Source organism: Cyanobacterium sp. Dongsha4 (genome assembly GCF_036345015.1).
Taxonomy (GTDB): domain Bacteria; phylum Cyanobacteriota; class Cyanobacteriia; order Cyanobacteriales; family Cyanobacteriaceae; genus PCC-10605.
The window spans coordinates 3,089,118-3,109,343 of record NZ_CP084098.1 but is presented as its reverse complement, the minus strand read 5'-3'; the positions used below and the strand labels follow the sequence as shown (position 1 = coordinate 3,109,343).

Here is a 20,226-nt window from a genome sequence, read left to right as displayed (position 1 = left end):
AACTCATTACTTGTTTCTCCCTAACACCACAATACCCTAAAACCCTACTTCCCCCTCATCTTTTCATCACCTCATCTCCCTATTTCCCAAAACATTACTTATTGAATTAGCCAAACCGTCAAACCTGTCGTTATTCGATACAATTGCATTGAACTTGGGTAAAAATTAATAATTATCTCCTCATTTACTAATATCAAAAAATTAATCTTTCGTTTTCGATTAATTATGGATAATGTAAGGTGAAGTTATGAATGAATAAAGATAATGTCTGAAATATCTACTTCATCAATTATTCCTGATGTCTCGAATTTATCCTTAGAGGAGGCGATTAAATCCTTAAATTCTTCTGCTACAGGTTTGAGTAGTGGAGAAGCAGAAAATCGCATTAGCCAATATGGCTACAATGAATTAGCGTCAAAAACCGTCAATCCCATTCTGCAATTTCTTTCTTATTTTTGGAATCCTATTTCATGGATGATTGAAGCCGCAGTTATTTTTTCCGCCGCCGTGGGAGATTGGGCAGATTTTATCATTATCTCTGTTTTACTATTGGGTAATGGTTTAATTGGCTTCTTTGAAGAAAAATCCGCAGGGGATGCCGTTGCCGCCTTAAAAGCACAATTAGCCCTAAATGCGATCGCACTTCGAGATCAAAAATGGACTTCCATACCCGCAAAAAACTTAGTACCGGGAGATGTCATTCGCATCAAAATCGGTGATGTTTTACCTGCTGATTGTATGTTACTTGAATGTGACCCTCTGAAAATAGATCAAGCGGCTTTGACAGGGGAATCTTTACCCGTCAATCGTAGCACAGGAGAAGTGGTCTATTCTGGTTCAGTATGTAAAAAAGGACAAGCGGAAGCTATTGTTACCGCCACTGGAGTAAATACTTTTTTCGGAAAAACCGCTAAATTAGTTGCCGATACAGAAAACAGCAGTCATTTTCAAAAAGCAGTGTTAAAAATCGGTAATTTCTTAATTATCATTGCGATGGTTTTAATCGCTGTAATTGTTATCGAAAGATTGCTGAGTGGTGAATTAGAAATAGTAAGATTACTGAAATTTTGTTTAGTCTTAACCGTCGCTTCCATACCAGTTGCCATGCCGACAGTATTATCTGTTAGTATGTCCGCCGGGGCGCAACAATTAGCAAAAAGAGATACGGTAGTAACAAGGTTGTCATCTATTGAAGAATTAGCAGGGATGAATCTACTATGTTCTGATAAAACAGGTACTTTGACCCTTAATCAATTAACTCTCGGTGAACCCTTTTTAATGCCCAATGTCAGCGAAGAAGACTTAATTCTAATGGCAACCCTTGCTTCTCAAAGTGATGATCCTGATCCTATTGATAGCGTTATCACTTCTAATTTAACTAACACTGAACAATTAAACAACTATCAAGTTACTCACTTTACTCCTTTTGATCCTATCAGTAAACGAACCGAAGCCCTTGTGCAAACTAAGGAAGGGAAAAAATTTGCTGTTAGTAAAGGTGCGCCCCAAGTTATTCTCGATTTAGCTATAGATAAAGGAAAAATAAAAGCGAAAGTCAATAATGCGATCGAATCTTATGCTAAAAAAGGTTATCGTGCGTTAGGGGTAGCCAAGACAAATGAGCAAGGAGAATGGCATTTACTAGGGGTTATTTCCTTGTTTGATCCCCCCCGCCCAGACTCTAAAATGACCATAGAAGAAGCGGGTAAACTAGGCGTACCAGTGAAAATGGTGACAGGGGATCAAGTATTAATCGGAAAGGAAACTAGCCGTCAACTAGGACTAGGTACAGACATATTAGATGCTAAAATCTTTCGGGAAACTCCAGCTACCATGATGGCTCAATTAGACGAGGAAATCTTACAAGCTGATGGATTTGGGCAAGTTTTCCCTGAAGACAAATACCACATTGTCGATACTTTTCAAAAACACGGTAATATTGTCGGGATGACGGGAGACGGAGTTAACGATGCACCAGCCTTGAAAAAAGCTGATGTGGGAATTGCGGTTTCTGGAGCAACGGATGCGGCACGGGCGGCGGCGGATATTGTCTTACTCTCTCCGGGGTTATCTGTCATTGTTGATGCCATTAAACTGAGTCGGCAAATTTTCGCCAGAATGACTAACTATACCCTATATCGCATTACCGCAACGGTGCAGATATTGGTATTTACTACCCTCGCAATTTTATTTTTCGACAGCTATCCCCTAACAGCAATCATGATTGTGTTACTCGCTTTGCTCAATGATGGTGCAATTATGACTATTGCCTTTGATAACGCTAAGATAGCACCAAAACCGCAACAGTGGAAAATGAGCGAGGTATTAACTACCGCCAGTGTTTTAGGGGCAATTAACGTCACCGCGACTTTTTTAATCTATTTCCTAGCGAAAAAATATTGGGCATTTTTTGAAGTTACCGACAAATTGCATCCTACGGCGGCAACTCCATTACAAACCCTAGTTTTCTTTAATATTGCTTTATTAGGAATGATGACGTTATATTCTGTACGTACAAGGGATGCTTTTTGGACTTTATCTCCTGCTAAACCCTTTTTATTGGCAACGGGAATTTCTGTCACCATTTCCACACTGTTAGCCATATTCGGCTTTTTCGATTTAATTAAACCTATCGGTTTTGCTTGGGCTTTATTCAATTGGGGTTATTGCTTCATTTGGTTTTTAATCCTCGATCGCACTAAAATAACAATTAAATCTTTATTCGACAAAAATAATCAGGGATTAGGTAATAAATATCTCAAACAGTGGGATAAATTGAAAATGAGAATGTAAAAAGAGTTGGGAGGAAGTAAAAAATTCACCTCCCTATTAATTTATACTCATTGTTGGGCATAATTCGATCTGGTTGAGGGTAGGCAAATTCACATCTGGCAGCAATTTTTTTCACATCAAATAGTAACCTTTGCCAGTATATTTATCAATCATTAAAACTTAAATAAGTATTAAGCTCAAACTATCTTCTTTTTTCGGGATTTAGAATAGAAATATATAAGGTTTTACTGTGTGGTAATTCAGTGAACCGAGGGGGCTTTATGGCTGATTTTCACTATACAATTCGTCAGTTAACCAACTCAAATATTCCTTTAGGGGCATCTTATCCCGTTATTTCAGGAAATAATGTTTTATGGCAACAATTTAACGATTATGCCAGTTTAGACGTTGGTTTATATCTTTATAAAGGCAGTGGTGAACCCATTGAAATCGCAACTAATACTTATGGAAGTAACTTTCCTGATATATATGAAAACAGAATAGCATGGGAAGCATTTGATGGCGATACTCAAGAGATTTATTTTTATAATGGAAATAGTGTTATCCAGTTAACGGATAATAACTTAGAGGATAATAAACCTCAAGTTTCTCCCAATTATGTTATCTGGACTCAATGGGATGGAGGAGATTTTAATAGCCACGAAATTGTTATTTATGATGGTAGTGTACGCAAATTAACTAATGATAATTATCCCGATTATGATTTGCGTGTTTTGGAAAATAATGCGGTTTGGATTAAGATGTATCGAGATAATGACCCCACTCCAGATGATCCTACTGATTTATTTTGGTTTAATGGTTCAAGTATCGTCAACATCACTGAAAATTTTGGGCATATTAGTGAGAATCCGCACATTTTCGGCAATACCATTGTTTGGACAGAAAAATTTTACCAGTATAATGGACCGGGGGATGTTGAAATTCAAAGAGAATTCTATCGTTACAATGGAAGCGATCGCACCTTAATCGATGTAAAAAATGCACGGGGATATGAACAGTTATCAAACATTAATGGGGTTGATATTGAATACATGATCGACGAAGATTTTATTCTTCATGATTATGGTAGAGGTGTTTATTTTTACGATACTAGCAGTAATATGATTACCCCAATTATTACTAGCAATGAGTTGGTTTTTTTCACGGTAGAAGGTTCAGAAGATAAAGTTCTCATTCATGCTAACTCAGGAATACCTAATAATCCTAGTCCTATTGATGGACTTTATATCTATCAAAACGGTAGTATAGGACAGTTAACTCAATTTACCAGTAGTGATACATCTATTGCTTTTGATCCGCATATTTCAGGTAATAAAGTAGTGTGGTGGACTTATCCAAATGCCAATCAAATGGATACTGCTCAAGTCTTTTTAGCAGAGTTTTCTAATTTAGAAGCTCCCATCTCTGAAACAATTAATTTAGACGGTGGAGGTGGAGTGTATAATTTTAGCGATCGCATTCAAAACTTGACTGTAATTGGAACAGAAAGCGATGAAGAAGTTACCACAGGTTACGGAGATGATATCTTTGATTTGAAAGGAGGCGATAACCGAGGTAATGGTTTAGGAGGTAATGATACCTTCATAGGTAATGGCATATCTGGATTTAATAATATTTTTGATGGAGGGGAAGGATTCGATCGAGCTTTGTATAATGGTCAGATGAGCAGTTATCCTATTAGGGTAGAAAATGGTTTGCTGAAAATAGGCTCAAATACAGACACTCTAATTAGTATAGAAGAAATACAATTTAGTGATCAAACAGTTTCAGCAGAAGAATTAATTAATAATAACAGTAACTTACTTGATGATCCTTTGTTCCGTTTCCAAAATAGCGATCGCTCTGGTACATATTTATTTGCAGGAGAGGAAGAAAGTATTAGTATTCGTAAAGATTACTCACCTCCTTTCGTAGAAGAAGGATTTGCTTTTAATATTTCCTATACACCCAAAGAAGGCTTAACACGCTTTAACCGTTTCCAAAATAAAATAATATCAGGGACTTATCTATTCGCTAGTGAAGAAGAAAGTGTTAGTATTCGCCAAAACTATTCAGAAACATTCAAAGAGGAAGGTATTGCTTTTTATGCTTTGGGTGCAAGTGCCAATCAAGGAGTTGATGTTTTCCGTTTTCGTAATACCCAAATCGAAGGTACTTATCTATTTGCCTTAGCAGAAGAAGCGACGAGTATTCGCCAAAACTATTCTCACACCTTTGTAGAAGAAGGAATTGCTTTTGAGGTATCAACCTAAGTGAACCTGAGTTTTGGTTAAGCAGATTGAGGTAAAATCCATTCTAAGGAAAGGTGGGGCTTTTTTGGTTGATGACAATATGCGATTAACCCACATAATATATTGACACAGAAATTTATTGGTGAACGATGACGAGAATGTTCTATTTGTGATATGTTTTTGAGCTGATCATTGATTGTTTCGACAATCGCTCGTTTCCGAGATAAAAGTTTGTCATGAAGTCTCATTAATTTGTTCTTCATATTGCGTCTGGGTTTAGCAAAAAACTCAATACCAAAATCTTTCAGTAGCTTTGTGGCTAATTTTTGTGAGACATAACCTCTATCACCAAAAACTTTTCCCCAAAGCTCTTTTAAAAGATCGACTACAGGTTTACGGTCATCGACATTACCTGGGGTTAAACTCATATTCACAATTTCCCCCAGTTCATTGACTACCAGATGGAGTTTAAAACCAAAAAACCAATCCACAGAGGTTTTGCCTCTTTGAGCTAAATTTTTAAATACTTTATGTTGGCGAATACGGCGATTATGACAAACTTGGATCTTAGTAGAATCAATAAAACTAATTCCGGTACAGTTACCAAAACAGTGCTTGAGGTAAACACACAAGGGAATAATCGTTGATGGAATCCATTGGACAAAACGTTGATAACTGGGAAGTTTGGGAAAAGCAGAAGTCCAATATTGTTGAACGTGATTAAGATAAAAATGTTTGAAATTACGGTAATGATTTTGGTGAAAAGCAATGAGAATAGTCATAATTTCACTTAAACAGAGACTTTTAGTACGAACACGTTGGACAGCACCATGAGAGATAAGTTTTTGTTGCCATTGAGGCTCAAATTGTTGGCAGAAATCATCGACATGACAAAATAAATAATCTAAATTAAACATAGGGCAGTAGTTAGTTGATGGTTTGTTATATTCAGCTTACTATCTGCCTGTTTTCTTATCCAAAACTGAGGTTAAGTGAGTGAGTAACCTCAATTCGGTTTAAGAATATCGGGTAGGTGTCAGGTTTTGGGGGATTGGGAAGGAACGAGAGTTCCCTGAGCACGTTCCGCAAAGCGGTACGGAGTTAAGAGTTAGAAGTTATTAATAACGGTACTTAAACTAAAAATATCAAACTATGAGTCTCAAATCCTTATGAATCAAAGATTTTACATCGATTGATAACTTTTCCTTTGATAGTAGGAGTTTCAGCCATTTTTATCGTGTTTACCTAAATCCCTTACCCTGACTGTATTTTAGGCTATCTTATTCTAAATAACTATAAATAACAACTAACTTCTCTCGAACAAATTGGCCATTATCATCAAGAAGCCAACTAAATATATCTGTGACCTTATTTTTCTGAACTGATAAAATTAAATAAGAATATACAGAATAAGCTATATCTCGATCGAAGTCTGAAGGAATAGCAGAATGATCGGGGTGAGAATGGTAAATGCCAACAATATTTAGATTTTCGTTTCTCGCTTCTTTTTGTATCTTCAATAAAGTAAGAGGATTAATGGCAAAACTATCTCTTAAATCTCTTTTTAAACCATCATATTTTTTAGTAAATAAATGCTTTTGATTTTCCCAATCATTCTTCACAGGAATAACTTTAATTGCCTTTTTTTCAGAATTATTAATAACTCCTAATAATAACCCACAACACTCATTAGGATAATTTTCAATTCCTTGTTGCCGAATAATATCTAAATTTCGTTCACTAATTATTACCGTCATTATCCAATAAGTTTAAAAATTTATTTCCAATTCAAAATTAGGTAAAACATCTTTTCCTAATAATAAACAACGCATGGAATAAATCTCAACTGTTCTTTCAGGTTGATAAACTTCTACTTCTCTATCTTGAGGATTAATTAACCACCCCAAACGCAAACCACTATCTAAATATTCTTGCATTTTCTCTTGTAAAGGTTTGATGCGATCGCTTTCTGAACGTAACTCAATTACAAAATCTGGACATAAAGGCGGAAACTTCTTTTTTTCTTCTATAGTTAAACTATCCCATTTTTCCCGTGATACCCAAGCAACATCAGGACTACGATCACCTCCTTTGGGTAACTTAAAAACCGTAGAAGAACTAAAAACTAGACCTAGATTGTACTTCAAATTCCAAACATTCAAATAAGTGATTAAATTTGCTTCTCGATTACCACTTTCAACGCCTACAGGGGACATAATAATTAATTCTCCTTGAGGACTTCTTTCCATTGATACATCAGGATTAGCAAGACATAGACGATAAAAAGCCTCGCTGGTTAATTTTGTCAAAGAATCGACATTGATTAATGTTGCCATAAAAACCCATATTTACTAAGTTTGCAACCATTCTAAATCAAATTATCAACTTCAATCATTTAAAACCCCCAAAAACAGTATTGCCCGAAAAAATCAACAAATACAACCATAAAAGCGTACTCGCTAATTCTCTCAGGCAATAACACTGATTTATTTCAACCTTGAACTAACAAGGATTTTCTTTTAAATTGAACACCGAATAAACGGCAATTACTCTGAAGTAGAAACAACAAAGAAGATTAGCTAAGAGCGTTGATAGCGTAATCGATGTAGGAATTAGCTTCAACAGCCGCATCACCACTTAAACCATGATTAGCTTTGATGAATTTTAAGGCTTCGATGTACCAGCTAGGAGATAACTCAAAGCTACGGTTAATTTCATCGATACCAGCGATTAAATATTCATCCATAGGACCGGTACCACCAGCTACACAGCAGTAAGTAACCATACGGAGGTAGTAACCGATGTCACGAGCACATTTTGCTTTACCTTCAGCAGTAGAAGCATACTGAGATCCGGGGGTGGTGGTGGTGTAAGGGAATTTGTTGTAAACAGCGTTAGCTGCACCATCAATTAAGCGTTGAGCATTTTCGGTTAAGGATTTAGCTGCTTGTAAACTAGCAGTTGCTTGACGAAAACGACCGAAAGCGGTTTGAATTTCGGTACTGCTTAAGAAACGACCTTGAGAATCTGCTGCGGATACTGCTTCAGTTAAAGGGGTTTTCATTGTAATTAATTTCTCCTAATTGTGTTGGTTTACGTTAATGAAATGGATTTTTTAATCTTGGTTTAAATTACGCTACTGCTGCAGCGGCACGGTCAAAGTAGCTAGCTACTTCTGCCATTAAAGCACTACAATCACCAAGAGTAATGTTGTTGGTATCATTAGCGATCGCTAAAGCTGCATCTTTCATTTTTTGAACACCAACTGCAACGGAAGCACCGGGAGTTCCTAAAGCTAAATAGGTTTCACGAAGTCCATTTAAACAACGATCTTCTAATACGGAAGCATCACCAGAGAAGATTGCGTAGGTGATATAACGTAAGATGATTTCCATGTCACGAAGACAAGCAGCCATACGACGGCTAGTGTAAGCATTTCCGCCAGGAGCGATTAATTGAGGCTGTTCAGCAAATAAAGAACGAGCAGCATTGGTAACAATAGCAGAAGCGTTGCTGGTGATACGGTTAACAGTATCCATACGTTTGTTGCTATCGCTAACCATTTGAGATAAAGCGTCGATTTGAGCAGAGCTTAAGAATTCGCCACGAGCGTCAGCCTGAGAAACAACTCTTGTGAATGCGTCGTACATTTTTAGTTAATCTCCTAATAGATTTAGTTTGTTTTGTTAAATTTGTTAAATTTTGGTTAAACAGAGTAGTTTTACTTAGATCTTTTTCTTCAAGATTTCCTTGTAAAACTTCTGCAAATTAGTCTCTCTTATTTTGTGCTTAAAACCAAGTTTTTGTTAAGCATTTGTAAAGAAACTTAATTTTTTGACAACTTTTTTACAAAAATCGTCTCAGAAAAGTGTTTTAACCTTTCATGTAAATTTATAACCCGTAGTGACACCTTTTTTTATTACGTGTTGTTAAATTTTTCTGATCTTTTCTTTAATATTTGTTTACATTTTTTCTCATGACAGATCTAACAGATCTATATGTTGTGAGTATAAATGGGTAAGGAAGGGGTAAGTTACAATAGGCGAGAGACAAACCCTTCTGTGTCTTTTCTTTTAAGAAACTCCCCTTTATCCGCCTTACAAGGGCTAGGTATTATCCCTAACCACCTCTTGCTAAGTAGAATCAATTAAATAAAAGAAAGTTTGTAGTTACCCCTTTAGGGGTTTTAAAAGTTCCTGAAATAAGGGCTGAAGCCCTCACTACTAACTGAGCCTAATTTTACCTTTAATTAAGTGGGACTACTTAACACCCTAATCCTCTAATACACCAACACTCTATAAAACGGATTTTTCAAGGTTAAAGGCTCTATAGCTCAAAATAATGATAAGATATTCCAGATTCAGTGTGTGCAATCTATTCGGGTATTGTTGGGAATTAATTTATGGCTGTAGATACCGCTACTTTATTAGTATCATGTCCAGATCAACAAGGTCTAGTGGCAAAAATTGCTAATTTTATTTATGCTAATGGGGGTAATATTATTCATGCGGATCATCACACGGATTTAGAGGCTGGTTTATTTCTTTCCCGTATTGAGTGGCAATTACAAGGTTTTAATTTACCTCGACATCTTATTAATGAAGCCTTTGGTGCGATCGCGTCTCCTCTACAAGCTCAATGGAAATTACATTTTTCTGATACAGTTCCTAAAGTTGCTATTTGGGTGAGCAAACAAGATCATTGCCTATATGATTTGTTATGGAGAATAAAAAGTAAAGAACTGAAAGCAGAAGTAGGTTTAATTATTAGTAATCATCCAGATTTAGCCCCTATTGCTCAACAATTTAATATTGAATATCATCATTTACCTATTACAAAAGAGAATAAACAAGAGCAAGAATCTAAACAATTAGAACTACTAAAAAATGCAGAAATAGACTTAGTTATATTAGCTAAATATATGCAGGTTTTAAGTTCAGACTTTATCAAAGAATTTCCCACAGTAATTAATATTCATCACTCTTTTTTACCAGCTTTTATCGGAGCAAAACCTTATCACCAAGCCTACTCAAGAGGTGTAAAAATTATTGGTGCTACTGCCCATTATGTAACTCAAGATTTAGATGCAGGGCCGATTATTGAGCAAGATGTGGTGAGAATTAGTCATCGAGATACAGTACAAGATTTAATTAGAAAAGGGAAAGATTTAGAAAAAATTGTTTTAGCTAGGGGGGTGAGATTACATTTACAAAATCGGGTTTTAGTTTATGGAAATCGTACCGTAGTTTTTGGATAATTCTTAACTTTTGGTTTGGAAAGATTTGATTTGTTTAATTGTTTTCGGGATATTTGTTGTGATAGAGTTTACCCCAATTTTTATAAATTGTTCAGCTATTTTTTCATTATCTATAGTCCATAAATGATATTCATATCCTTTTGAAATAAATTGATGAATATAAGTTTCATTGAGAAAATTGGAGAGAGAAGTACTTATTCCGTTTGCACTAATCTCGTCTAATTTATGTAATAATTTCTTAACTAAAAAATTTGATAATTTAATTCGATTAAAAGTTTTGAGACTAACTAAGAGTAATGTTTTTAACTCTGGTTTATACTGTTTTACAGTTCTTAAAATTCTACTATTAAAAGAAATAATTACTAACTGGTTTAAATTTATTTTACTATTAATTAATATGCTTAATAGGTAAGGTATAATATCAGAATCTGATTTTATTTCTAGGAATAACTTTTTATCTGAAGGTAATATTTCTAAAACTTCATTAAGAGTGGGAATTTTTTCGTTTTTAAAAGTTGAATTAAACCAATATCCGACATCAAGTTTTTTTAATTCTGCTAGGGTGGAATTTTTAATAATTAACTTAGTATTAGCAACTCTAGCAGTATTGGAATCGTGAATACAAACAACCTGCTTGTCTTTGGTTAAGTGAAAATCCCCTTCTATACCGTCTGCCCCTTGAGATATAGCCAATTTAAAAGCAGAAAGTGTATTTTCTGGGCTTTCTTTTGATGAACCTCGATGAGCTATTATCATTGGGGAAGTGATTTGAGGATCATCTTTGTTCATAATTAATCAAAATCAGCTAAAATGGCAGTTACTAAATTATAAGATGCCTTAGTTTAGTTCTCTATTTCTTTATCTTAACTAAGCGTAATTTTACTAACATCGCCTTTCCGTGAATTTGTGCGATCGCACAACACCACTTCGTGATTGCATCTATAAGTCTTTGGTCTGTGTATTGTTGTTACTTATGATAATAATTCCACATTGTGATTCTAACATTTAACTTAATGAAGCAGATTAAATTAATCAATGGGATGCGATCGGGATCGCACTTATGCCAAAAATAGACTAATTTTCTATAAATTATAAAATATACACTAATAAGTAAACCCATGAATCGTATTGAAAAAGATAGTATCGGTGAAATAGAAGTAAAAAGCGATCGCCTCTGGGGTGCGCAAACTCAACGCTCTCTCCATCATTTTTCTATCGGCGAAGATATAATGCCCATAGAGGTTATTCGGGCGTTTGCCATTGTCAAAAAAGCCTCGGCTATGGCTAATGAAGAATTAGGGAAATTACCTTCAGAAAAAGCGAAATTAATTATTCAAGTAGCCGATGAAATTTTGGAAGGCAAGTTAGATGAACATTTCCCCTTATATGTATGGATGACGGGAAGCGGTACACAAACTAACATGAATGTTAATGAGGTCATTTCCAATCGTGCCATTCAAATTGTGGGAGGTGAGTTGGGCAGTAAAAATCCTATTCATCCCAATGATGATGTCAATATGTCTCAATCATCTAATGATACTTTTCCTACCGCTATGAATGTAGCCAGTGCGATCGCAATTCAAGAAAGATTAATACCCAAGGTCAAAAAATTAAGAGACGCATTAGCAGAAAAAGCACAAGCATGGAAAGATATTATAAAAATTGGTAGAACTCATCTTCAAGATGCAGTACCCTTAAGCCTAGGACAAGAATTTTCAGGTTATGTGGGGATGTTGGATGATAACCTTACCCGTATTAACCAAGCCTTACCCCATGTCTATCAATTAGCTTTAGGAGGCACTGCTTTAGGTACAGGTATTAACGCCCCCATCGGTTTTGCAACAAAATCCGCTCATCATATTGCCAATATCACGGGTTTACCCTTTGTTAGCGCTCCGAACAAATTTACTGTCATGGGTTCTCATGATGCGATCGTATCTTTGAGCGGTACATTAAAAACCCTAGCCTGTTCACTATACAAAATTGCTAACGATATTCGCTTTCTTGCCTGTGGCCCTCGTGCAGGATTAAATGAGTTAGAATTACCAGCCAATGAACCGGGTTCATCAATTATGCCGGGGAAAGTCAATCCCACTCAGTGTGAGGCTTTAGCCATGGTTGCAGTACAAGTTATGGGTTATGATACCGCCGTTGGTTTTGCTGGAGCGAGTGGGATGTTAGATATGAATGTTTATAAGCCTATGATGATTTATAACATTTTGCAATCAATCAAGATACTTAGTGATAGTTGTAATAATTTTACTGACTTTACCGTCAAGGAAATGAAGCCTAATCGTCAACGTATCGAAGAATTAGTTAATCAATCCTTGATGTTAGTCACTGCATTAACTCCCAAAATTGGTTATGACAAAGCCTCAAAAATTGCCCATTTAGCATACGAAAAAAATATCACCTTAAAAGAGGCAACATTAGAATTAGGTTATTTAACCGCAACAGAATTTGATGATTGTATTGACTTACGCCAAATGGCTTACCCTCACGGCGAATAGATTTCAAAAGGGAAAGGGGTAAAAGGCAAAGAAAAAAGGTCAAAGGGCAAAGGTAAATAGTTGATAATTAATAACTTCTAACTCTTAACTCCGAACTCCGAACTCCGAACTCCTAATACCCCAACACCCTAATCTTAATGAAAAAATACCCTGAGTGGGCATTGAAAAAAAAGAAAAGTTGTTCGACTATGAAATAAGAATTCTGCACTTCGTGAGAAAAAAGGAAATGAAATTAAGAACATTATCCAGTTTAGGATTAGGGTTGGTATTAGCCAGTGTAATCCATCAGCCAAAAACTTCTGCTCATGGGGTGGCGATCGACTATCAAGCTACAGAAGCGATCGCAATTCAGGCTAAATATGATAGTGGAAAACCAATGAGCAATGCTCAAGTCGTGGTTTATGCTCCTAATAATCCTACTGAGGCTTGGCAAACAGGAGTTACAGATAATGATGGTAAATTTACTTTTGTCCCTGAACCGAATGTTAACGGTAATTGGACGATTAAAGTGCGATCGGCAGGTCATGGTAATGTAATTAATATACCCATCGAGTCATTACAGACAGAAAATGATCCTCAAATTCAGGAAGAAATATCAGAAAATCCTAATACTAATTTAGAACAAAGCTCCCATGCTAGTTCTTCCATGACAGGAGAATTATCAACCCCTCAAAAAATTTTAATGGCAATAACAGGTAGTTGGGGTTTTGTAGGTACAGCCCTATTTTTTTCTCGCAAAAAGCAGGACTCAGAAGTTAGTAATTAGTATTAATTTAGTATTAATTATTAATGGTTAAAACAATGATTGCCCCTCTCATCTTTAAATTTCTTATCTCTAATTTTTCTCCAGTTATTTTATGCACATACCTGATGGATTATTACCTCCTGCTGTCAGTATCTCCGGATATGCGATTACAGGGGGGGTAACTTGGTTTTCCTTAAGACAAATTAATAAACAGACTAACTATCAAGAAGAAATCCCCAAAGCATCTTTATTAACGGCGGCTTTCTTTGTTGCTTCTTTAATTCATATTCCCATTCCTCCTTTCAGTATCCATCTGGTTTTAAATGGAGTGATGGGTTTAGTTTTGGGTTATTATGCTTTCCCCGGAATTTTAATTGGCTTATTTTTTCAGGCTATGTTTTTTCAACATGGGGGGTTATCTACCCTCGGAATTAACGCTATTATTATGGGTGTTCCTGCTTTATTTGCTCATTATATATGGTCTTTTCGCACTATATCTTTTTTTCACAGTTCCTTTAGGAAGTCTATTTTAGCTTTCTTAGCAGGGGGGTTAAGTCTTTTCTTTTCTGCCCTAATTTTTGTCTTTATTACTATTAATAATATCTCTCCTGATTTGGATATTGACGCAGAAAAAACAGCTATTTTTACTTCTCTAATTGGTTATGGGGTTCAAGCCTTAATTGAAGGAATTTTAACTGTAATGTTAATTAGTTTTTTGGAGAAGGTCAAACCAGAATTAATCGGTCTTGAAAATTCGGAGGGGGGAAGTTAAAAGAGTTAATGGGATAAATATGCACTATTATAAGCATATAAACATAATTTTTATCCCTAACAGTTAATCAGGGGATTGCATCATTATGAATGAAATCTTGTGCGATCGCTATCAAATACTTAATCCTCTAGGTAGTGGGGGATTCGGTGAAACCTTTTTAGCAGTGGATTTACACAGCCCAACTCAACGAAAAGTAGTAGTAAAAGCCCTTAAATCCGTTAACCATAATACTAGCTCAGAAATTATCGAAAAATTATTTCTCAAAGAAGCCCAAGTATTAGAAGAATTAGGACAAAACTGTCCGCAAATTCCCACCCTTTACGCCTACTTCTGTCAAGACGAAAAATATTATTTAGTACAGGAATACATAGAAGGAAAAAACCTCAGTCAATCAGGGATTCTATCTTCTGATCGTTGTTTAACTATCCTAACATCTCTTCTGGAAACCCTCAAATATGTTCACAGCAAAAACATCATTCATCGAGACATAAAGCCTGAAAACATCATTATCCGAGACTCTGACGGGCTTCCCGTGTTGATCGATTTTGGTGCGGTAAAAGAGACAATGGGGAGTTTTATCACTTCTTCAGGTTCAAAACTTTCCTCGGTAGTCATTGGCACGAGAGGATTTATCGCTCCTGAACAAAGTATGGGAAGAAGTGTATTTAGTACAGATTTATTTGCTCTAGGGTTGACCATGATATACAGTTTAACGGGAAAATACCCCATTGAGCTTCCTTCTAATAATTTAACAGGGGAGTTAGAATGGCAAAATTTAGTGGTGAATCTCCATCCTTCCCTCGCAAGAGTATTGGAAAAAGCGATCAAAATGGAAATTTCTAATCGTTATCTCACCGCCGAAGCGATGCAAGAGGATTTATATTTAAGTCAGTTTCAAACCGTTGCAGTTGTTCCTCCGAAAGGCGAGAATATCAAAACTTCTGGCATTAATTTTGAAAAAAATACCGATCCTATTCCCGTAGTTCAACCTCCTGTAAATCCGCCAACATATCCACAGCCAGAAATTCATCCTTCTACCAATATTTCTCCGAAGCAAAATGATCAATCTTCCTCAAATATTGTGGTTATTTTATTAGTTTTCATATTGGCTTTATTAGGTTCTATAGTTGGATTTTTTATTATTCAAAATATCAATCAAACTCAACAGAAAATAGCTGAAATTGAGCAAGAAAAAGAGCAAATAAAATCACAATTATCAGAAGGTAATACTAATCAAGAAAAAGAGGAATTAGAGGCTTTAAAACAGGAAGTTGAACAACAACGCTTAGAAGCTGAAAGACTTTATCAACAGGCTCAAAGGGAAAAAGAACAAGCCCAATCAGAAAGTAACAATACAAGAGAAATTGACGCAACAATAGACTATTCTAACAACACTAATATTCAGCCTATTGGATGGATAAGAATTGGTGCAATAAGAGGAGACGGAGATGCTTTTACAGGACAACCAATGATTAAAACGACACAACCTGTTACTATTGCACCGACAAAAGTTCCACAAATAGGAGATAAAGTGACTATTATTACTAATGTTAATTTAAGAGAATCTTTTCCCCAACCTCCTGAATATAGATTAGCTAATTCTTTAAGCCCATTAGCTCCCAATCAAGATTTTTATATTCTTGATATAAAGACTTTTGTTGATTATAATATTTCTCACCATAGAGTTATTTGGGCGCAAATTGGAAGATAAATAATATCAATAATCAGTTGGTAAAATCTTCATTAGTCCAGATGAAAAAGCTCGTTATATTTTCGTTATTTTAGGGGATGATCCTGCTTTTTATGAAGATAAAACTTTTTATCCTGAAGTGTCAGCAATGGTTTATAAACAGATGACGAATGAAAATCCTAATCTTCCCTAAAAAATTTGTTTTAAAAAGCTCCTATATTGAGCTAATTATTATTTACCAAATAGTATTAATAGAATAATTATGGAAGATAGAATCGATGGTGAGAATTGGGATTTTTTCTATGATAGCTTGAGCAATGAGTATTCTGTCAAAAGGATCTTTATGATGTAAAGGCAAATTTTTTAACTCCCAAATATGCTCTAATTCTATGGACAAAATTTGAATATTATTAATATTTCGTTGCTTAGTAATTATTTGAGACAATGGATTATCAAAATGTAGTTTATTGATAGATATTTTAATCTGCATTTCCCACACACTAGCAATACTCAAGTAAATAATATTTTCTTTATCTTCTATTAAGTTTAATCCATTTAAAGATAATTTTTCGGGAGTTAAATTCCACCAAATAAAAGCATGAGTATCTAACAATATTTTCATATAATATCCCCTAATATTTCAGGTGATAAAGGCTCATTAAAATCATCACTTATCCAACCTTTACCCTTAAATAAACCTGCAACTCTTTTTCCATTTGATTTATTTTTTTCCTCTGAATTTTTGGTATATTTATGAGTAATGAATTCAGTAAAATCTAAAATTTCTTGTTGTTGCTCTAAGGGTAAATCTTTTATTTTCGTTAAAATCATCTCGGTTAAATCAATCGTTTGAGTAGTCATAGGTTTAAGATTATTTATAGTTAACATATTTATTTTATAAAAACTTAAGACGGTTTTTGCAGAATTTTTACTTTCATGAGAGTTTGAGGAAAATAAGGTAATAGTATTAGTTCTAAAATACTAATTAATCTCATGGGAAAATCTTTTAAACATAGTTGAATTGCTTTCTGCTTCTACTAAAGGATGTCTTTTAAGTAGATATTTTGCTTTTATACCCACGTTTATTAAACTCGTTTTTTATTTTTTCTAAATCTATTTCCTCATCTAAATTATCAACAACAATCCATTGATTATCTTCTGTATTAGAGTTTATTTTTTGCCATGCCTTTACTTCAGGCGATAAATGATCACCGTGAGAATTTATTTCTTTTCTGATTAATTGAGATGCTATTTCGATCACTTCTAATCTTTCACTATTGGTCATTTTTTGAAGTGATTTAATAATTTCAGTTTGCAACATAAAGTTAGATAAAATTTAATTACTATTACATATTTTATTAGTTCAATTTATTGAACGAAAACTGTTAGCGTAATGAATTTCATTACTTCTAGTGCGATCGCGCTGTGATCTGCTTTGTGGCTCGTTAAATCAATTTAACTTAATTTTCAAAATTCATTTCTCCCGACTCTAATAAACTCCATTGATTATTATTAATTTTAGTTAATTTTGCGGGTTTTATTACTTTTAAATCTTTCCCTAAAGATGCGATCGGAATTTCTCCATGAGTTATAAATAGATTAGCTAAACGGGTTAAAATTAAACTATTTTTATCAAATATTCCTAAAGGATCAGGAAATAAATATAATCCTTTTTCTCCTTGCTTTAATAAATATTGACCGAGAGAATTAGCCTCTAAATAAATATCTTTAGTAGAGCTTTGTAGCAATTTATTAACAGTTGTTTCAGTGAGTTTTAGTTTAGTATTTCCTCCAGCCAAAGTAGCAAATTTTTCTGGTTCAAGATGATATAATTCTACCCATTTTATTTCTTCTGGTTCTAATTTTTGAATACGTTTTTCTAAAGAATTTAGTTTTATTTTTAAATCATTATTATTTTTATTTAGCTTTTCCAACACATTTAATAAGCCTTGAAGACTTGAAGGCATTGTTTCTTGATTTTCTGTTAACTTTTCTAATTCTTCCGTTAACTTTTGAGTGGGTGATGTTTTGCCTAAATAAAGTATTCCTTTTTCGACTATTTCCCATTCTTTTCCACTGGGAATCATATTTAATAGGGCTGGTTTAGTTATTATGTAGTTATCATTATTTGTGTCTTTTTCTCCTTGTATTTTAAACATATTTTGCAGACTTCTTAATCTACTTATTCTTAATTTTTTGCTCTGATTAGGTAACAAATAATATTTTTTCTCATTGAAATTTTCTAATAAAATTACCCAATAATTACCACCAATACTCTTTTCTACTCTTGTCTTATCCTCAGAGTGCGATCGCCAACTTTGTGCGGTGATAGAAACTTCTGCCACATATTCTTCTAAAATGGAAGGAACATCATTATAAATATCAATTAATTTTTCAGGAGAAATTTTTAACGGTTTTGGTTGTATATCCTTGGGAACAGACTTTAAGATAATTGCATCTTTTGATTCAAGTTTTTTTACTCTTTTTTCTAATTTTTGTACATATTTAATTATTTGTTGAATGTCTGATTCTGAATTGCTCATAATCTTATTTACTTCAGTGAAAATGAAGAATTTAAAAAATCCGAACTCCGAACTAATCTAATTTTAATTTTTTTGAATTCCAATACAAAAACGTCCAATTACTGCATCACCATTTTCATTTTCTAGTGTTTCCAGACTCAAACTTTTTAACTTATTCATAAAAATAGATAAATTCTGAGTTTTTGAACCATCACCGACTTCTCCAGCATTTACACTCCAATCATTCCACCAGTCCAAACTTGTTACATCATCTAATATTAAATCAACTTCAAATAAATAAATTTGTGGATTAGATAAATTATTAAGATTGAGATTAGTAACAAATTCTAAATTTTGTTTTTGTTCATCCAGTTTCAGATTATCAATGATTAAAGCTTGACGCAAAGTATTACTAGAGTTTTCAATAAAGTTTTGTTTTTCTTGGGTATTTTCTAAAGGAGTATTATTTTCTTGATTATTAGCTGTTGATTTTTGGGATTCTTCTTTAGCTTGTGTTGATTCTGTGTCGGTTTCTTCTTCTTTTTCTTCTAATTCAGGTTCTTCTATATTCTGATTGTTTTTACCATAGGTAAAGACTTTAGTTTGAGTGATCAAATTATTTTCATTAATAAATAAAGAATAGTTATTATTATCATTCGTAGCTAACTGGGGAAAAGCAACAGAGTAATTAATTTTAGGTTGCATTTCAGTGGGGTTAATCACTTCAATTAAGTCATAAGTATCTTGATTTTGATCTTTAGGAATCACTACCACATTATCATCAGTAAGGCTATAAATTCTTTGTAAATCGCCTGTTTCTGGCAAAACAGAATTGCGTTCTATGGTTGAAAAATTCCCTAAATTGACTGCTTCCTTGAGAATATTTTGACTAGGAAAAATAAACATTTCACTATAGCTTTGAAGTTGAGAATCTAGCTTTTTTATCTCATTAAAAGAGTCGGTTATTTTATCATATTCTCCTATGAACAAAACATAAAAAGGTCGATAGGCTTCGGAGGATTTACCCTGAGTATTATAAATAAATTTGGCACTGCCCGTATTGGGATTAAAGACTGTACCATTAAACTGACTTTTTACCGCCCAGACTCCAATGGTGTAGTTTTTTCTTCCTTCATTGAGATAGTTCTTACTTAAGGCTTCGGCGATTCTACCAGCGTCATCCCCTTCTAAATCTGTAACAATAACCGTTAATTTTTCTTTACCCTGTGGGGGGGGAGTAATAGCGGATTGAATAGGACTAGATACGGGTTTATAAGTACCGTCATTGCTATCATAGAAAGTGGTTGACTTCGCAATTTTACGAAAATCATCTCTGGTGATATTTTTTTCGTCCCCGATGCGATGATATGTTACATTTACATTGCTAGTACCGATAATACTGTTTGATAAAACTTCAATGGTTCTGGTATAGTTGCTATTGGGAATCGTGACATAACCTAACATAGAATCACTACCGTCAACATGGACAGCTATGTCTAGTGTGGAGTTACTCGCATAGTTAGAAGTTTCACTCGCCCATTCTGGCATTGCACAGGAGATTTCTTCTACAGGTTTTTTTTGACAACCAATGAGAAAAGATAGAGATAGAGTCAGGGGGATAAGATATTTGATAGTTTTTACACGCAGGTTGCCCATGAATTCTTTGTTCTATTGTCGATGTCAATTTTAAGTATAAGCCATACCAA

General features: G+C 34.4%; 18 protein-coding genes. 7 read left to right on the top strand and 11 right to left on the bottom strand.

Annotated features, from left to right (window positions below; translation table 11 throughout):
• Positions 1-264: 264 nt before the first annotated feature.
• Both Dongsha4_RS13320 and Dongsha4_RS13315 read left to right on the top strand, forming a co-directional pair.
• Positions 265-2,793 carry a plasma-membrane proton-efflux P-type ATPase gene (locus Dongsha4_RS13320; protein ID WP_330202847.1) on the top strand — a complete coding sequence of 843 codons (2,529 nt, stop codon included), beginning with the start codon at positions 265-267 and terminating at the stop codon, positions 2,791-2,793.
• A 260-nt stretch (positions 2,794-3,053) separates the two neighbouring features.
• Positions 3,054-5,045: a hypothetical protein gene (locus Dongsha4_RS13315; RefSeq protein WP_330202846.1), complete on the top strand. Its 1,992-nt coding sequence runs from the start codon at positions 3,054-3,056 to the stop codon at positions 5,043-5,045.
• A 17-nt stretch (positions 5,046-5,062) separates the two neighbouring features.
• Here Dongsha4_RS13315 and Dongsha4_RS13310 read toward each other — a convergent pair whose 3' ends face one another.
• The 5 genes from Dongsha4_RS13310 to Dongsha4_RS13290 all read right to left on the bottom strand — a co-directional run bounded on the left by Dongsha4_RS13310 (position 5,063) and on the right by Dongsha4_RS13290 (position 8,674).
• On the bottom strand, positions 5,063-5,941 hold the full coding sequence (locus tag Dongsha4_RS13310; protein WP_217983190.1) for an IS982 family transposase: 879 nt from the start codon (positions 5,939-5,941) through the stop codon (positions 5,063-5,065).
• Positions 5,942-6,304: 363 nt separating this feature from the next.
• Positions 6,305-6,781: a M67 family metallopeptidase gene (locus Dongsha4_RS13305; protein ID WP_330202845.1), complete on the bottom strand. Its 477-nt coding sequence runs from the start codon at positions 6,779-6,781 to the stop codon at positions 6,305-6,307.
• A gap of 12 nt (positions 6,782-6,793) precedes the next feature.
• Positions 6,794-7,360 (bottom strand): Uma2 family endonuclease, encoded by a 567-nt coding sequence (locus Dongsha4_RS13300; protein WP_330202844.1) that lies wholly within the window; start codon positions 7,358-7,360, stop codon positions 6,794-6,796.
• A 239-nt stretch (positions 7,361-7,599) separates the two neighbouring features.
• Complete coding sequence (gene cpcA / locus Dongsha4_RS13295; RefSeq protein WP_330202843.1) at positions 7,600-8,088, bottom strand: phycocyanin subunit alpha; 489 nt, start codon at positions 8,086-8,088, stop codon at positions 7,600-7,602.
• A 67-nt stretch (positions 8,089-8,155) separates the two neighbouring features.
• Positions 8,156-8,674 (bottom strand): phycocyanin subunit beta, encoded by a 519-nt coding sequence (locus Dongsha4_RS13290; RefSeq protein WP_015220925.1) that lies wholly within the window; start codon positions 8,672-8,674, stop codon positions 8,156-8,158.
• 752 nt (positions 8,675-9,426) lie between these two features.
• On the opposite strand from Dongsha4_RS13290, the gene purU reads away from it, so the two are divergent.
• Entirely contained in the window at positions 9,427-10,281 is an 855-nt protein-coding gene (gene purU / locus Dongsha4_RS13285) for a formyltetrahydrofolate deformylase (RefSeq protein WP_330202842.1), read from the top strand.
• Between the two features lie 3 nt (positions 10,282-10,284).
• On the opposite strand, the gene Dongsha4_RS13280 is transcribed toward purU, so the two are convergent.
• The gene (locus Dongsha4_RS13280; RefSeq protein ID WP_330202841.1) at positions 10,285-11,070 is read right to left on the bottom strand and encodes a glycerophosphodiester phosphodiesterase; all 786 of its coding nucleotides are present in this window, start codon (positions 11,068-11,070) and stop codon (positions 10,285-10,287) included.
• Between the two features lie 329 nt (positions 11,071-11,399).
• Here Dongsha4_RS13280 and fumC point away from each other — a divergent pair, with 329 nt between their 5' ends.
• The 4 genes from fumC (at position 11,400) to Dongsha4_RS13260 (ending at position 16,019) form a co-directional block, all read left to right on the top strand.
• Complete coding sequence (gene fumC, locus Dongsha4_RS13275) at positions 11,400-12,791, top strand: class II fumarate hydratase (RefSeq protein ID WP_330202840.1); 1,392 nt, start codon at positions 11,400-11,402, stop codon at positions 12,789-12,791.
• 226 nt (positions 12,792-13,017) lie between these two features.
• A complete protein-coding gene (locus Dongsha4_RS13270; RefSeq protein ID WP_330202839.1) occupies positions 13,018-13,557 on the top strand; it encodes a carboxypeptidase-like regulatory domain-containing protein in 540 nt (179 codons plus the stop codon).
• A gap of 91 nt (positions 13,558-13,648) precedes the next feature.
• Positions 13,649-14,308: a cobalt transporter CbiM gene (gene cbiM, locus Dongsha4_RS13265; protein ID WP_330202838.1), complete on the top strand. Its 660-nt coding sequence runs from the start codon at positions 13,649-13,651 to the stop codon at positions 14,306-14,308.
• 85 nt (positions 14,309-14,393) lie between these two features.
• Complete coding sequence (locus Dongsha4_RS13260) at positions 14,394-16,019, top strand: protein kinase domain-containing protein (protein WP_330202837.1); 1,626 nt, start codon at positions 14,394-14,396, stop codon at positions 16,017-16,019.
• A gap of 214 nt (positions 16,020-16,233) precedes the next feature.
• Here Dongsha4_RS13260 and Dongsha4_RS13255 read toward each other — a convergent pair whose 3' ends face one another.
• The 5 genes from Dongsha4_RS13255 to Dongsha4_RS13235 all read right to left on the bottom strand — a co-directional run bounded on the left by Dongsha4_RS13255 (position 16,234) and on the right by Dongsha4_RS13235 (position 20,176).
• Complete coding sequence (locus Dongsha4_RS13255; protein WP_330202836.1) at positions 16,234-16,620, bottom strand: type II toxin-antitoxin system VapC family toxin; 387 nt, start codon at positions 16,618-16,620, stop codon at positions 16,234-16,236.
• A complete protein-coding gene (vapB, locus tag Dongsha4_RS13250) occupies positions 16,617-16,859 on the bottom strand; it encodes a type II toxin-antitoxin system VapB family antitoxin (protein ID WP_330202835.1) in 243 nt (80 codons plus the stop codon). Before vapB ends, Dongsha4_RS13255 begins: the two co-directional genes overlap by 4 nt.
• A 190-nt stretch (positions 16,860-17,049) precedes the next feature.
• Entirely contained in the window at positions 17,050-17,283 is a 234-nt protein-coding gene (locus tag Dongsha4_RS13245) for a hypothetical protein (RefSeq protein ID WP_330202834.1), read from the bottom strand.
• A gap of 175 nt (positions 17,284-17,458) precedes the next feature.
• The gene (locus Dongsha4_RS13240; protein WP_330202833.1) at positions 17,459-18,541 is read right to left on the bottom strand and encodes a hypothetical protein; all 1,083 of its coding nucleotides are present in this window, start codon (positions 18,539-18,541) and stop codon (positions 17,459-17,461) included.
• 63 nt (positions 18,542-18,604) lie between these two features.
• Positions 18,605-20,176: a hypothetical protein gene (locus Dongsha4_RS13235; RefSeq protein ID WP_330202832.1), complete on the bottom strand. Its 1,572-nt coding sequence runs from the start codon at positions 20,174-20,176 to the stop codon at positions 18,605-18,607.
• Between the last annotated feature and the right edge of the window lie 50 nt (positions 20,177-20,226).

Excerpts from the sequence above, each read along its gene's own strand:
- Dongsha4_RS13320 (WP_330202847.1), top strand. The coding sequence starts at position 265 with ATGTCTGAAATATCTACTTCATCAATTATTCCTGATGTCTCGAATTTA.
- Dongsha4_RS13315 (WP_330202846.1), top strand. The coding sequence starts at position 3,054 with ATGGCTGATTTTCACTATACAATTCGTCAGTTAACCAACTCAAATATT.
- Dongsha4_RS13310 (WP_217983190.1), bottom strand. The coding sequence starts at position 5,941 with ATGTTTAATTTAGATTATTTATTTTGTCATGTCGATGATTTCTGCCAA.
- Dongsha4_RS13305 (WP_330202845.1), bottom strand. The coding sequence starts at position 6,781 with ATGACGGTAATAATTAGTGAACGAAATTTAGATATTATTCGGCAACAA.
- Dongsha4_RS13300 (WP_330202844.1), bottom strand. The coding sequence starts at position 7,360 with ATGGCAACATTAATCAATGTCGATTCTTTGACAAAATTAACCAGCGAG.
- cpcA (WP_330202843.1), bottom strand. The coding sequence starts at position 8,088 with ATGAAAACCCCTTTAACTGAAGCAGTATCCGCAGCAGATTCTCAAGGT.
- Dongsha4_RS13290 (WP_015220925.1), bottom strand. The coding sequence starts at position 8,674 with ATGTACGACGCATTCACAAGAGTTGTTTCTCAGGCTGACGCTCGTGGC.
- purU (WP_330202842.1), top strand. The coding sequence starts at position 9,427 with ATGGCTGTAGATACCGCTACTTTATTAGTATCATGTCCAGATCAACAA.
- Dongsha4_RS13280 (WP_330202841.1), bottom strand. The coding sequence starts at position 11,070 with ATGAACAAAGATGATCCTCAAATCACTTCCCCAATGATAATAGCTCAT.
- fumC (WP_330202840.1), top strand. The coding sequence starts at position 11,400 with ATGAATCGTATTGAAAAAGATAGTATCGGTGAAATAGAAGTAAAAAGC.
- Dongsha4_RS13270 (WP_330202839.1), top strand. The coding sequence starts at position 13,018 with ATGAAATTAAGAACATTATCCAGTTTAGGATTAGGGTTGGTATTAGCC.
- cbiM (WP_330202838.1), top strand. The coding sequence starts at position 13,649 with ATGCACATACCTGATGGATTATTACCTCCTGCTGTCAGTATCTCCGGA.
- Dongsha4_RS13260 (WP_330202837.1), top strand. The coding sequence starts at position 14,394 with ATGAATGAAATCTTGTGCGATCGCTATCAAATACTTAATCCTCTAGGT.
- Dongsha4_RS13255 (WP_330202836.1), bottom strand. The coding sequence starts at position 16,620 with ATGAAAATATTGTTAGATACTCATGCTTTTATTTGGTGGAATTTAACT.
- vapB (WP_330202835.1), bottom strand. The coding sequence starts at position 16,859 with ATGACTACTCAAACGATTGATTTAACCGAGATGATTTTAACGAAAATA.
- Dongsha4_RS13245 (WP_330202834.1), bottom strand. The coding sequence starts at position 17,283 with ATGACCAATAGTGAAAGATTAGAAGTGATCGAAATAGCATCTCAATTA.
- Dongsha4_RS13240 (WP_330202833.1), bottom strand. The coding sequence starts at position 18,541 with ATGAGCAATTCAGAATCAGACATTCAACAAATAATTAAATATGTACAA.
- Dongsha4_RS13235 (WP_330202832.1), bottom strand. The coding sequence starts at position 20,176 with ATGGGCAACCTGCGTGTAAAAACTATCAAATATCTTATCCCCCTGACT.